Origin of the sequence: Rhizobium grahamii, from assembly GCF_009498215.1 — a bacterium.
GTDB lineage: Bacteria > Pseudomonadota > Alphaproteobacteria > Rhizobiales > Rhizobiaceae > Rhizobium > Rhizobium grahamii_A.
The window spans coordinates 3730158-3743441 of the sequence record NZ_CP043498.1 but is presented as its reverse complement, the minus strand read 5'-3'; the positions used below and the strand labels follow the sequence as shown (position 1 = coordinate 3743441).

Sequence of the window (13284 nt, the reverse complement as noted above, 5' to 3'; positions counted from 1 at the left end):
AAAGCCATCAAATGACAAAAAGGGGAAATGCGATGACAGGAATTTCTATGGTCCGCCGTCTTGCCACCGGCGTTGTCTTCTCTGCTCTGGCGATCGGTTCGGCTGCCGCGGCGGACGATGCCTCCTGCAAGGTGATCCGCATGTCGGACCCGGGCTGGACCGACATCACGGCGACGAACGGCGTCACCTCAGTCATCCTGACAGCGCTCGGCTATGAGCCGGATGTGAAGACCCTGTCCGTCCCGATCGGCTATCAATCGATGAAGAACGGCGAGATCGATGTCTTCCTGGGCAACTGGATGCCAGCACAAAAGGCCTTCATCGACGACCTGACCGCCGCCAAGGCGATCGAAGTCATGAACAAGAACCTCGAAGGCGCGAAGTTCACGCTTGCGGTCCCGACCTATGTTGCCGACAAGGGCGTGAAGGACTTCGCCGATCTGCAGAAGCATGCGGACGAGTTCGATCATAAGATTTACGGCATCGAGCCGGGTGCGCCTGCCAACGCCAACATCCAGAAGATGATCGACGCCAACGACTTCGGGCTCAAGGACTGGAAGCTGGTTGAATCCGGCGAGCAGGCAATGCTGGCTCAGGTCGATCGCGCCGGAAAGGACAAAGGCGCGGTCGTGTTCCTGGCCTGGGCGCCGCATCCGATGAACGAGAAGTTCCAGATCTCCTATCTGTCGGGCGGTGACGCCTATTTCGGCCCGAACTATGGCGGCGCGGAAGTCTATACTCTGGCGCGCACCGGCTGGTCGGAAAAGTGCCCGAATGCGGCGACGCTGGTGAAGAACCTGAAGTTCGAGATCGCCATGGAAAACGCGCTGATGGGCTCGATCCTTGGCGGCGAGGACCCGAAGGCTGCGGCAACCGCGTGGCTGAAGGCCAACCCGGCCGCAATCGACCCTTGGCTGTCAGGCGTCACCACGCTTGACGGAAAGCCTGCTGCCGACGCAGTAAAAGGCTCTCTCGGCCTCTAATACCTCAAGGACCTGACTGACATGGCGCGCCCGAATTTCCTCATCCTGATGGTCGACCAGTATAACGGGACGCTGTTTCCCGACGGGCCGGCCGAGTTTCTTCACGCGCCGCATCTGAAAGCCCTGGCGAAGCGCTCCGTGCGCTTTGCCAACACCTATACGGCAAGCCCGCTCTGCGCACCGGCGCGGGCTTCCTTCATGTCCGGCCAGCTTCCGAGCCGCACCCGCGTCTACGACAACGCCGCGGAATTCGCGTCCGACATCCCGACCTTCGCGCATCATCTGCGCGCAGCCGGCTATCACACCGCGCTGTCGGGCAAGATGCATTTCGTCGGCCCCGACCAGCTGCACGGCTTCGAGGAACGGCTGACGACCGATATCTATCCGGCCGATTTCGGCTGGACGCCCGATTACACCAAGCCCGGCGAGCGGATCGACTGGTGGTATCACAATCTCGGCTCGGTGACGGGCGCCGGCGTCGCCGAAATCACCAACCAGATGGAATATGACGACGAGGTCGCCTACAACGCGACCCGCAAGCTCTACGACCTCTCGCGCCGCCAGGACGATCGTCCCTGGTGCCTGACCGTCAGCTTCACGCATCCGCACGATCCCTATGTTGCGCGCCGCAAGTTCTGGGATCTCTACGAGGATTGCCCTCATCTCGACCCCGAGGTCGGCACCATCCCGTTCGATAAGCAGGATCCGCATTCGCAAAGGCTGCTGAAAGCCTGCGACTACGACGCCTTCGAGATCACGCCGGAGCAGGTGCGCAACGCGCGGCGCGGCTACTTCGCCAACATCTCCTATATCGACGAGAAGGTCGGCGAGCTGCTCGATGTGCTGGAACGCGGCCGCATGGCCGAGGATACCGTCATCGTCTTCGTGTCAGACCACGGCGACATGCTGGGCGATCGCGGGTTGTGGTTCAAGATGTGCTTCTTCGATGGTTCTTCTCGCGTGCCGCTGTCGATCGCAGCGCCCGGCTGGGAACCGGCGCTGATCAGCCAGCCGGTTTCGACGCTCGACGTGACGCCGACACTGGCCGCGCTCGCCGGCATCGACATCACCAAGCTCAAGCCCTGGACCGACGGCGAGGACCTGACGCCGCTGGCCACAAGAACCGGCACGCGCGGACCGGTGCCGATGGAATATGCCGCCGAGGGCTCGATCGCGCCGCTGGTCGGCCTTCGTGACGGCAAGTTCAAGCTGACACTCTGCGACAAGGACGCGCCGATGCTGTTCGACCTCGACGCGGACCCGAAGGAATTGAAGAACCTCGCCACCGATCCTGCCTATGCCGACACGCTGGCGCATCTGACCGCGCAGGCGGAGAAGCGCTGGAACCTCGCGAATTTCGACGCTGCCGTGCGCGAAAGCCAGGCGCGGCGCTGGGTGGTCTACGAGGCGCTGCGCAACGGCGCTTATTATCCCTGGGATTACCAGCCGCTGCAACGCGCCTCGGAACGCTACATGCGCAACCACATGGATTTGAACGTGCTGGAAGAAAACCAGCGCTATCCGCGTGGCGAGTGAGATTGCGGGGTAGACGATGAGCCGGTAAGTAGGGCCTTCGCAACCAGGAGAGTTTCATGAAAATCAGCGCACGCAACCGCCTCAAGGGCAAGGTCGTCGAAGTTACCTTGGGCGCCACGACGGCGCATGTCCGCATCGACGTCGGCGGCGGCTCGATCGTCACTGCATCGATCACCAACGAGGCGGTCAAGGAACTTGGCCTTGCCGTCGGCTCCGAGGCCTATGCCGTCGTCAAGGCATCCGACGTGATGGTCGCCGTCGACTGATTACGCCTTCTGGCAGTAATGCGCCGTTCCGTCGTCGCCGGTCTGGAAATCACCAGGCTGCGGCGGCGCGATCGGTTTGAACAGACTGCGATCCGGCTTCAGGTCGAGCAACGGCGTGCCGTCGAGGCAATCCATGCCACGTACCAGAAGCGTCGACCCTTCCACCGCTTCGAGCTTCACGATCGAAGTGCCGATCGGATTGGGGCGGACGGGGAGCGAAGCGAGAAGGTGCCGTGCACCTTGCCCGAGTTGGCCGGGCTCTGCAGTACGAGGTCGCGGCGCGAGCGATCCAGCCAATAGAGAATTTCCAGCCGCTCGAAGGCCTCGACGCCTTGCAGCGCCAGTGCCCAGGTTTCGAAGATTTCGATCCGGCAGATCGGCCCGTCATGCCGGCCCTGACGCGGCGTTTCCATGCGCGAGGTCCAAGGGGTACGGATGCGGCCGATGAAGACCAGACCCGCATCGGTCGGCGGCGGAGCATCCACCGCCACTTCGTTTTCCCGGATTTCGTTTTCGCGCACCATCAGTTTTCTCCCGCATCCAGGCGTGGCGAACAGACGGGCGCATTGCCGCCCGGCAAGACGCCGATGGCCACATCAACATCATAAAAGCTGCTTGATCCGCTGCGACGTCAACACCGTTCGCGACGGCCCAAAGCGATTTTGTATTTCGTCTCGCCGCGACCGACCCTCGCTGGTAAAAATTTGAAATATGCAACTTTAAGGAAATAATTCGACACTGATAAACGCATGCCTGTTATTGCGATATCGAAAACAACCGAGAGGGGCGTATTTTGCGGCGATGGATCAGTGCTCGAGACTACGCGGTTGGTGCAGCAATGCGCTTCGGCATCTTTGTCGCGATAACGTTGGGCTTCCCGTTCTTCGTCTATGGTGTAATTGAGATAACAGGCGCTCGCGGAACTGGCGGTGCCGCCGGCGCATTGGCGCTGGTTATCGGCCTATACCTGAAGCCCTTGATCTACCTGCAGTTCGCCCTGTCATTGCTCCGCATCTCGATCAGGCGGGCCAGAGCTCTCGGTATTTCGCCGCTGATTGGGATCAGCGTCACCTTGCTTGTCCTAGCGGACTTCGCGTTCGGGATAAGTTTCGGATCGTTTTGGGCCGTCGGCTTCTCCCTAGGCATCCTCGCCATGCCTCTTCCCGTCTCACTGCTTATGGCGGCGATCACCGTCGTCACGCTCAGCCTTCTCAAGGATTTCGACGAGCCGCCGGCAAACGGCAGGTTCGAGAGGCTATATCAGCTCTGGAGCGCGGCGCTGTTCGTGTCAGTCGCGATCTGCCTGCTTCGTATATTGCCCTATGTCTCGATAGTGCTGTTCGGCAGCACCAGCATCGCCATAGCGGCCTCGCGAGCCGTCGCGTTCCTCAACTATGTTCTGATTTACCCCTTTGGGCAGCCTCTGGTTTTCGCGGCCCTGTCCGCCGCGCTGATCGTCGCCTGGAGGCGCCCACCTGAGGCGGGAGGCCCCTCAGCAAACGACCCATCGTCCGGGCGCCAAACGCCGATGTTCGGACAACGTGCCGGATGAAATATCACGCCGCCTTGGCGACGTGATATTCCTTGATCGCAACCATCTTGATCGCCGGGAAACGTTCGGCCTCGTAGCGCAGCGAGAAACTGTCCTGGGCCAGGAACACCGGGTCACCATCGAGATCGCGGGCGATATCGCCGCGCTTGACGTTCAAGAACTTCTCAAGCTCGGCCGGCTGGTCCGACGAGATCCAGCGGCAGACGGAGAAGCGCGACATTTCGAAAGAGACCGGCAGCGTGTATTCGGCCGACAGGCGCTCCTTCAAGACGTCGAGCTGCAGAGCACCGACGACGCCAACGATAGCCGGCGAACCATCTTCCGGGGAGAACAGCTGCACGACGCCTTCCTCGGCCATCTGCTGTAGGGCTTCCTTGAGCTTCTTCGCCTTCATCGCATCTTCCAGACGCACGCGGCGGAGGATTTCCGGCGAGAAGTTCGGCACGCCCTGGAACACCAGCGCCTCGCCTTCTGTCAGCGTATCGCCGATGCGCAGCGTGCCGTGGTTGGGGATGCCGACGACGTCGCCGGCAAAGGCCGTATCAGCCAGCTGGCGCTGCGAGGCGAAGAAGAACTGCGGTGCGGTGAGGCCGAGCTGCTTGCCGGTCCGGGCGAGCCGCGCCTTCATGCCGCGCTCCAGCTTGCCGGAGCAGATGCGGGCAAAGGCGATGCGGTCGCGGTGGTTCGGGTCCATGTTGGCCTGGATCTTGAAGACGAAGGCCGTCATCTTGTCTTCGGCGGCGTGAACCGTCCTGATATCGGCGACCTGGTCGCGCGGCGGCGGTGCGAAGGCGCCGAGCGCGTTGATGAGATCGCGAACGCCGAAGTTTCGCAGCGCCGAGCCAAAGAACACCGGGGTCATATGGCCCTCGAGAAAAGCCTTGCGGTCGAAGGGACGGCAGGCTTCCATCGCCAGTTCGGTTTCCTCGACGAAGGCGGCGCGCTCGTTTTCCGGCAGGCGGTCAGCGACGGCCTGCGGGCCGTTGACCGGCGTTCCCTCGACTTCGGTGTCGGAGCCGCGAACGGTATTGTTCGCGAGGTTGTAGGAGCCGCAGAAGGTCTTGGAGCGGCCGATCGGCCAGGTGACCGGGGCCGTGTCCAACGCCAGCTTTTCCTCGACCTCATCCAGGATCTCGAAGGGATCGCGGCTTTCGCGGTCCATCTTGTTGATGAAGGTGATGATCGGGATATCGCGCATGCGGCAGACTTCGAAGAGCTTCAGCGTCCGCGGCTCGATACCCTTGGCGGCGTCGATGACCATGACGGCCGCGTCCACCGCCGTCAGCGTGCGGTAGGTGTCGTCGGCGAAGTCTTCGTGACCGGGTGTGTCGAGAATGTTGAAGACATTGCCTTCATATTCGAAGGTCATGACCGAGGTGACGACCGAGATACCGCGCTCGCGCTCGATCTTCATCCAGTCCGAACGGGTCTGGATGCGATCCTTCTTCGCCTTGACTTCACCGGCGAGCTGGATGGCGCCGCCGAACAGCAGCAGCTTTTCGGTCAGCGTCGTCTTGCCCGCGTCCGGGTGGGCAATAATAGCGAATGTGCGGCGACGGGAGACCGCCTCGGCGAGACTTTCGGCCATAATGTGAATCCTGTGGAATTGCGGGCTATCTAGCGATTAAAGGCCGCGATTGCAATTGACCTTGGCCGCATGGGCGAAAACTAATGCCATCATGATCATTCACTCCGAGAACCATCCCACACTCAATCTCGTCCGTTTGCCTGATGGCGTCGGGCTGGAACTGCCGTCATACGAAAGCAAGGGTGCTGCCGGCATGGACCTGCGCGCAGCCGTCGACGTCGGCAACCCGATGATCCTGGAACCCGGCAAGCGTGCCCTGGTGCCGACGGGTTTCATTTTCGAGATTCCTGAAGGCTTCGAGGGTCAGGTGCGGCCGCGCTCCGGTCTGGCGCTGAAGCACGGCATCACCTGCCTGAACACGCCCGGCACGATCGACAGCGATTACCGCGGCGAGGTGAAGGTCCTGCTGATCAATCTCGGCGAAGTGCCGTTCGAGATCACCCGTGGCATGCGCATCGCCCAGATGGTGATCGCTCCGGCGATCCAGGCTGCCGTCCACGAGATTACCGAAAGCAGCGTGACGGCACGCGGCGGCGGCGGCTTCGGCTCGACCGGCGTGTGATGACGACCGATCCGCGCTACCCCTCCCTCACTTTCCGGCAGGCCTATTTCGACGATCCTGCCGCATGGGCGGCTCTGGTCAGCCTGCTCCAGGATACGTTCGGTATCGATCTCGATCCGTTGCGGCGACTTGGCGGGGCCGACCCGACCAGCATGCCGCTCGGCTGGTTCGATGAGGACGGCACGCTGGTTGCCAATCTCTCGGCATTCGCGATGCCGATCGTGATCAACGGCAGAGTTGTCAGAGCCGGAGCGTTCCAATCCGGCGCCGTGCGGCCCGAATGGCGCGGGCGCGGGCTTTATCGCGACGTGACCCGGAAGGCACTGGACTGGTGCGCGGCGCAGCAGTTCGAGGCGATCGTGCTCTACACCGACAAACCTAAACTCTACGAACCCTACGGTTTTCGCGCCCTGCCGTTCTACACGTACTCCGGCCCGATGCCGGACGCGCCTGGATCGGCGGCTAGAGCACGCAGCCTCGACCCGATGGTTGCTGAGGATCTCGATCTGCTGCGACAGGCGCTACTGACGCGAACGCCTGTCTCGGACATGATTGCCGTGTGCGAGAGCGCGGCGATGTTTCTCATCAATACCCAGTTCGATCCCGATGTGAGACTAAGCTGGCTGGCGAATGAGAGGGCGGTCATCGCCTGGAAATCCGAGGCGGAAGGCCATTTCACGCTGGTCGATGTGGTCGCGGAGACCATTCCGCCGCTGTCAGCGATCCTCAGCGGCCTCGGTATCGAGGCAACCTCGGTCGCGGTGCTGTTCTCGCCGGACAAACTCGGCTGCGAACTCCTCGCCCAGCCACTTCAGAGCTATACGCATTTCATGATCCGCTCCGAGACGCCGTTTGCGCTCGACGCACCCGCGATGCTGTCGCCGATGGCGGATTTCTAGATCTCAGGATAGCGGCGGCAACCGGCGCTTCACCGGCGACGCCTTGATCATCGACGTATTGGTTTCGGCCCTCTCGGCAATCTTGTCTAGGATCGTATCCAGTTGCTCCATCGAGCGGGTGACGAGCCGCGCGATGAAGCAGTCATCACCCGTCACCTTATCGCATTCGATAAACTCCGGTGTCTCCTGGATGATCCTTTCGACGAGATGCAACTGCCCCGGCAATGGCCGCACCCGGACGATCGCCTGCAGCGGGTAGCCGAGAGCGGCAGGCTCGATATCGACAGTAAAGGCCGAGATGACCCCGCGCTCCTGCAGGCGGCGCAACCGTTCCGCCGCGCTAGGGGAAGACAGTCCGACCAGCTGTGCCAGCTCTTTCAGCGACATGCGCGCATCGCCGGCAAGCGCGGCGAGCATTCGCTGGTCAACCCCATCGAGCTCCTGATTAGGAAATCCCATCAAAACTCCTTGAAATATTAGGGCCGCCGCCATCACAGCCTAATAGAAAACATATCAAGCTCTCCCGCGTGACAATATTATAAGACACAGCTCAGGGGGACAATCCATGCAAAGCGATATCCGCGTCGGGACCATCCAGATGACGGCAGCGATGTTGATCTCGGGAACGATCGGCTGGTTCGTAGTGATCTCGGGCCAGCCGGTCAGCGCCGTCGTGTTTTGGCGATGCCTGTTCGGCGCGATCAGCCTGCTTGCCGTTTGCGCCGCGATGGGCGTGCTGCGCCCGGGGATACTGAGCTGGCGATCCTTCGGCATCGCAGTCTTCGGTGGTGTCGCAATCGTGCTCAACTGGCTGCTGTTGTTCGCATCCTATGCCCATGCGTCGATCTCGGTGGCGACGACTGTCTACAACACGCAGCCATTCATGCTGCTGGCGCTCGGCGCGATCTTTCTCGGCGAGAAGATCACGACCACGAAGCTCTTCTGGCTGACGCTCGCCTTTGCCGGCATGGTCGCGATCATCGAAGCCAAGCCGACGGGAGAGACGGGCGATGGCTCTTATGGGTTGGGGATTGCGATGTCTCTGGGTGCTGCCTTCTTCTACGCGCTGGCGGCGCTCGCCGCCAAATGGCTGCGCGGAACACCGCCGCATCTGATCGCGCTGATACAGGTCGCAACCGGCGTGCTGATGCTGCTGCCCCTGACCGATTTCTCGAACCTGCCATCCGGTGCCGCCACGTGGTCGATCCTGTCGACGATGGGCGTCGTCCATACCGGCGTTATGTATGTGCTGCTCTACGGTGCGATCCAGAAACTGCCGATCCATCTGACCGGTGCCCTGTCCTTCATCTATCCGATTGCCGCGATCGTGGTCGACAGGTTCGCCTTCGGCCACGCGCTCCAGCCGTTGCAGATCGCTGGCGCGGCGATCATCCTTCTGGCGGCTGCGGGGATGAACCTCGGATGGATGCCGACGCGAATGCTCAGGCTTCGCGCCGGCTGACAGGCGCTATTTCGACTGACGTGTCATCTCGAACAGGAACCAGTGGCGGCGCTCGGCCTCGTCGATCCAGTTTTCGAGCAGGCTGGTCGTAGCGACGTCCTCGTGTTCCGAGCAGACATCATGGGTTTCGCGTAGGATGGAGATCAGCTGTCTGTTGTCGTCGCGCAGCTCGGCCAGCATGTCTTCCGGCGTCACATAATCCGCGTCGTTGTCGTTGATGCGCTGCAGGCGCGCGATGTGGCCAATCGAACGCAAGGTCGTGCCGCCGATCTTGCGCGCGCGCTCGGCGATCGCGTCCGTTGCGTTGAACAGCTGCTCGCCATGTTCATCGAGCAGCAAATGATAGTCGCGGAAATGTGGTCCCGACATGTGCCAATGGAAATTCTTCGTCTTCAGGTAAAGCGCGAATACGTCGGCAAGCAGCGCCGCAAGGGCACCCGAGATATCCTGAATGGCATTGCTCTTGAGATCGGTGGGCGTTGCAAGGGGGGCGACCTTGCGTTTTTCGACTGCGGTGGGGCTCATCAGGTTTCTCCTTCGCCGAGGCAGAGCGGTTGGACTGGGATTGAACGATCCGGCGCCGTGAGCGTAGCAGTCAATTTTGACGCGACCATCTCATCGACCGCTACACATCGCCAGTGAACTAGAACCAACAGGTGCGGCGTCAATAGAGGCGGTTTGAACGCCGCATGATTGGCCTGTTGAAAGCTTTTCATCACAGGCGTAGAAGATGGCCACCCAGGGAGGCTGCCATGTCATTCACCGCACTTTTCGCCTATGCGGCGGCACTGTTCATCGCAGCCGCCATTCCAGGCCCCGGCATCACGGCGATCGTCGCGCGTGCGCTGGGCTCGAATTTCCGTGAGACATTCTTCATGGGGCTGGGCCTCGTCCTCGGCGACATGACCTATCTGACCGCTGTCATCCTCGGCCTTGCCTTCGTCGCGCAGACCTTCACCGAGGTCTTTATCGTCATCAAGATCGCCGGAGCACTCTATCTCGGCTTCATCGCCTACAAGCTCTGGACCGCCGGGCTGCTGCCGCAGAACATTGCGGCGAAGAAATCGAGCAGCATGTCGATGAGCTTTCTTTCAGGGCTACTCGTGACGCTCGGCAACCCCAAGACCATGCTGTTCTATGTGGCGCTGGTTCCAACTCTGATCGACATCAGCGCCATCGGCCTGCGTGAATACGGCATTCTGCTCGTCACGACCTTTGTGGTGCTGCTCAGCGTTTTGATCCCGTACATGGCGCTCGCCTCGCGCGCCCGGATACTGCTGAAGCAGCCACGGGCGCTGCAGGCGCTGAACCGCGTGGCGGCGAGCATCCTGGCCGGGACAGCCGCCTTCATCGCCGCGCGCGCAGCCTGAAAAAATCATCCGGCAAAGATCGCTCCAGCGGGATTTTTTCTCATCCGCCGGAACCGTGCCGTGGTGATCGATCTGGCCTCGGCGCCGCTTCGACCCTATTGTAACGAAGTGTTTCACAACGGGAGATCGCCATGTCGAAGAAACCGGGCCGCGGCCGCATCTATTCCTCCATCACCGAAACCATCGGCGACACCCCGATCGTGCGGCTCGACAAGCTTGCCAAGGAACACGGCGTCAAGGCCAACCTATTGGCAAAGCTTGAATTTTTTAACCCGATTGCATCCGTGAAGGACCGCATCGGCGTGGCGATGATCGAGTCGCTGGAGTCGCAGGGCCGGATTTCGCCCGGAAAGACGACGCTGATCGAGCCGACCTCCGGCAATACCGGTATCGCCCTTGCCTTCGCGGCGGCGGCAAAGGGCTACAAGCTGATCCTGACGATGCCCGAGACGATGTCGGTCGAGCGGCGCAAGATGCTGGCCCTGCTTGGCGCCGAACTCGTTCTGACGGAAGGCGCGAAAGGCATGCGCGGCGCGATCGCCAAGGCCGAAGAACTTGCCGCGACGCTGCCTGACGCCATCATCCCACAGCAGTTCGAGAACCCGGCGAACCCGGAAATCCACCGCCGCACGACGGCCGAGGAAATCTGGAACGACACTGATGGCAGCGTCGACATTTTCGTTTCGGGCATCGGCACCGGCGGCACGATTACCGGCGCGGGCCAAGTTCTGAAATCGAAGAAAACGGGCATCAAGGTCATTGCCGTCGAGCCGGCGGAATCGCCGGTGCTGTCAGGCGGCCAGCCTGGACCGCACAAGATCCAGGGGATCGGCGCCGGCTTTGCTCCCGCCATCCTCGACACGCACATCTATGACGAGGTCGTCACCGTCAACAGCACGGAAGCACTCGACATGGCGCGTCACGTCGCAAGGCTCGAAGGTGTGCCGGTCGGCATTTCATCGGGCGCGGCACTCGCCGCCGCCATCAAGGTCGGCAGCCGCGACGAGAACGCGGGCAAGACGATCGTCGTGATCATTCCGTCGTTTGCGGAACGCTATCTCTCGACGGCGCTGTTCGAAGGTCTCGGCGGCTGAGCCTGTCGATTTCGAATGATCCCGAAGGGGCGCGCTTGCGCCCCCTCAACTTGTTGGCAAAGCCTTATCGCCCGTGGGACTCCATGCCCAATCTGTCGTCACCCCGGTCGACGAGCTGGGGTCTAGCGTGCAAGTCCTTGAGCGCAAAAGACTCTTTCGCACCGCGGACGCGATGCTGCTGGATGCCGGCTTAAGGCCGGCATGACGGAGAATTCCGCAAGAACATGTCGTCGGCAGTTGAAAGGCTCCAATGGGGCCTTTCTTCTTCAGACTGCCGCGCTTAGGCGTTCGCCCGCCATCCTGTAGGAAATCGCTTCCGCCAGATGAATGCGGCCGACGGTTTCGGCGCCTTCGAGATCGGCAAGCGTGCGGGCCACCTTCAACACCCGGTGATAGCCGCGCGCGGAGAATTTCAGTTTTTCAGCCGCATCCCGCAGCAATTGCAGGCCGGCGGCATCCGGGGCGGCATGGGTTTCGATCATCGCCGTCGAGCAACGCGCATTGGTCCCTGTTCCGGCCGCACCATGCGCCGAGAACCGCGCGCGCTGCATGTCGCGCGCCTTTGCCACCCGTCGCGCGATGTCGGCACTCCGCTCGGCTGGCATCGGGCGGATCAGATCGACCGCCGATACCGCCGGGACATCGATGCGAATATCGATGCGATCCATCAGCGGGCCTGATATTCGCGCCTGATAATCGCTCATGCAGCGCGGCCCTCGCGCGCAGCTATGCCCCGGTTCGCCCGCCATGCCGCAGCGGCACGGGTTCATGGCCGCGACGAGCTGGATATCGGCGGGATAGGCGACGCGGTGATTTGCCCGCGCGATGATGCACTCGGCCGTCTCCAGGGGCTGGCGGAGAGCATCGAGCGCCTGTGGCGAGAACTCCGGGAACTCGTCCAGAAACAGAACGCCGTGGTGCGCGAGCGATGCCTCGCCGGGTCTTGCCCTGAGCCCGCCGCCGACAAGCGCCGCCATGGTCGCGGAATGATGCGGCGTGCGGAACGGACGGCGATCGGACAGCTTGCCTCCGGGCAGTTGTCCGGCAATCGAATGGATCATCGAGACTTCGAGCAACTCCGCAGCCGACAGCGGCGGCAGGATCGACGGAAGGCGGGCCGCAAGCATCGATTTGCCCGATCCCGGCGGGCCGACCATCAGGAGATTGTGCCCTCCGGCTGCTGCGACTTCCAGCGCACGCTTGGCGCTTTCCTGGCCCTTGATATCCGCGAGATCGGGCAGGTTTCCGCCGATCGCCCGTATCGAAGGTTCCGGCCGCGACAGGACCTGCGTGCCGCGAAAATGATTGGCGAGCGCAATCAGGCTTCGGGGTGCCAGAATATCGAGATCGCTGCTCGCCCAGGCGGCCTCGGGGCCGCTGTCGGCCGGGCAGATCAGCCCCTTGCCAACGGCATTGGCGCCGATTGCGGCGGGCAGCGCGCCGGCGACGGGCGCGATCGTTCCGTCGAGATTGAGTTCGCCGATCACCACATAACCGGACAATGCGTCCGCCGGTATCGCTCCGAGTGCTGCCATCAGCCCCAGCGCAATCGGCAGATCAAAGTGCGAGCCTTCTTTCGGAAGGTCGGCCGGCGCCAGATTGACGGTCACGCGTTTGGCCGGCAGCGCGAGGCCGGAGGCATGCAAGGCGGCATGGACCCGCTCGCGGCTCTCTGCAACTGCCTTATCCGGCAGGCCGACAATCTGCGTCACGACCTTGCCCGGCGCGACCATGACCTGGACCTCGACGGGCACGCCTTCGATGCCCTGAAATGCAACCGTACTGACGCGTGCGACCATGCGCGATCCCCTGTAGCGCAACCGTTTACACCAGATTTCGCGACCCTTCATCGCCGCGGATTGCAATCTGGCATAGAAAATAGAATAAAACAAGAACAGGGGCGGAACAGATTCACCCACCCGCTGCAACCTGGTTGCAGCGGGTTGTAGAAGCAGAACGAAGGGTGCTCGAA

The 13284-nt window shown here is 62.0% G+C and carries 13 protein-coding genes and 1 pseudogene; 9 read left to right on the top strand and 5 right to left on the bottom strand.

The window, feature by feature from the left end:
• Positions 1-47 precede the first annotated feature (47 nt).
• From FZ934_RS18040 to FZ934_RS18030, 3 genes are read left to right on the top strand one after another with little or no spacing between them, the layout of a single operon-like run.
• Positions 48-983, top strand: a complete 936-nt coding sequence (locus FZ934_RS18040) for a choline ABC transporter substrate-binding protein (protein WP_432443622.1) — start codon at positions 48-50, stop codon at positions 981-983.
• A 21-nt stretch (positions 984-1004) separates the two neighbouring features.
• On the top strand, positions 1005-2519 hold the full coding sequence (gene betC / locus FZ934_RS18035; RefSeq protein WP_153272193.1) for a choline-sulfatase: 1515 nt from the start codon (positions 1005-1007) through the stop codon (positions 2517-2519).
• Between the two features lie 56 nt (positions 2520-2575).
• Positions 2576-2785: a TOBE domain-containing protein gene (locus FZ934_RS18030; RefSeq protein ID WP_113361144.1), complete on the top strand. Its 210-nt coding sequence runs from the start codon at positions 2576-2578 to the stop codon at positions 2783-2785.
• Here FZ934_RS18030 and tsaA read toward each other — a convergent pair.
• Positions 2786-3309 (bottom strand): annotated as a pseudogene (tsaA, locus tag FZ934_RS18025) (tRNA (N6-threonylcarbamoyladenosine(37)-N6)-methyltransferase TrmO).
• 314 nt (positions 3310-3623) lie between these two features.
• Here tsaA and FZ934_RS18020 point away from each other — a divergent pair.
• A complete protein-coding gene (locus FZ934_RS18020; protein WP_153272192.1) occupies positions 3624-4337 on the top strand; it encodes a hypothetical protein in 714 nt (237 codons plus the stop codon).
• Positions 4338-4341: 4 nt separating this feature from the next.
• On the opposite strand, the gene FZ934_RS18015 is transcribed toward FZ934_RS18020, so the two are convergent.
• Positions 4342-5925 (bottom strand): peptide chain release factor 3, encoded by a 1584-nt coding sequence (locus tag FZ934_RS18015; protein ID WP_153272191.1) that lies wholly within the window; start codon positions 5923-5925, stop codon positions 4342-4344.
• Between the two features lie 91 nt (positions 5926-6016).
• Here FZ934_RS18015 and dut point away from each other — a divergent pair, with 91 nt between their 5' ends.
• Entirely contained in the window at positions 6017-6487 is a 471-nt protein-coding gene (gene dut / locus FZ934_RS18010; protein ID WP_153272190.1) for a dUTP diphosphatase, read from the top strand.
• Positions 6487-7386, top strand: coding sequence for a GNAT family N-acetyltransferase (locus tag FZ934_RS18005; RefSeq protein WP_153272189.1), 900 nt, complete (start codon positions 6487-6489; stop codon positions 7384-7386). The genes dut and FZ934_RS18005 overlap by 1 nt, the downstream gene beginning before the upstream one ends.
• 3 nt (positions 7387-7389) lie before the next feature.
• Here FZ934_RS18005 and FZ934_RS18000 read toward each other — a convergent pair whose 3' ends face one another.
• A complete protein-coding gene (locus tag FZ934_RS18000) occupies positions 7390-7845 on the bottom strand; it encodes an Lrp/AsnC family transcriptional regulator (protein ID WP_113361133.1) in 456 nt (151 codons plus the stop codon).
• A gap of 106 nt (positions 7846-7951) precedes the next feature.
• On the opposite strand from FZ934_RS18000, the gene FZ934_RS17995 reads away from it, so the two are divergent.
• Positions 7952-8848, top strand: a complete 897-nt coding sequence (locus FZ934_RS17995) for a DMT family transporter (protein ID WP_153272188.1) — start codon at positions 7952-7954, stop codon at positions 8846-8848.
• Between the two features lie 6 nt (positions 8849-8854).
• Here the strand turns inward: FZ934_RS17995 and FZ934_RS17990 are convergent, their stop codons facing one another.
• Positions 8855-9373, bottom strand: coding sequence for a Dps family protein (locus tag FZ934_RS17990; RefSeq protein ID WP_113361129.1), 519 nt, complete (start codon positions 9371-9373; stop codon positions 8855-8857).
• Positions 9374-9600: 227 nt separating this feature from the next.
• On the opposite strand from FZ934_RS17990, the gene FZ934_RS17985 reads away from it, so the two are divergent.
• Together FZ934_RS17985 and cysK are read left to right on the top strand one after the other, a co-directional pair.
• Entirely contained in the window at positions 9601-10218 is a 618-nt protein-coding gene (locus FZ934_RS17985; protein WP_153272187.1) for a LysE family translocator, read from the top strand.
• A gap of 131 nt (positions 10219-10349) precedes the next feature.
• Positions 10350-11312, top strand: a complete 963-nt coding sequence (gene cysK / locus FZ934_RS17980) for a cysteine synthase A (protein ID WP_194273733.1) — start codon at positions 10350-10352, stop codon at positions 11310-11312.
• Positions 11313-11578: 266 nt separating this feature from the next.
• Here cysK and FZ934_RS17975 read toward each other — a convergent pair whose 3' ends face one another.
• The gene (locus FZ934_RS17975; protein WP_153272185.1) at positions 11579-13111 is read right to left on the bottom strand and encodes a YifB family Mg chelatase-like AAA ATPase; all 1533 of its coding nucleotides are present in this window, start codon (positions 13109-13111) and stop codon (positions 11579-11581) included.
• Positions 13112-13284: the final 173 nt, after the last annotated feature.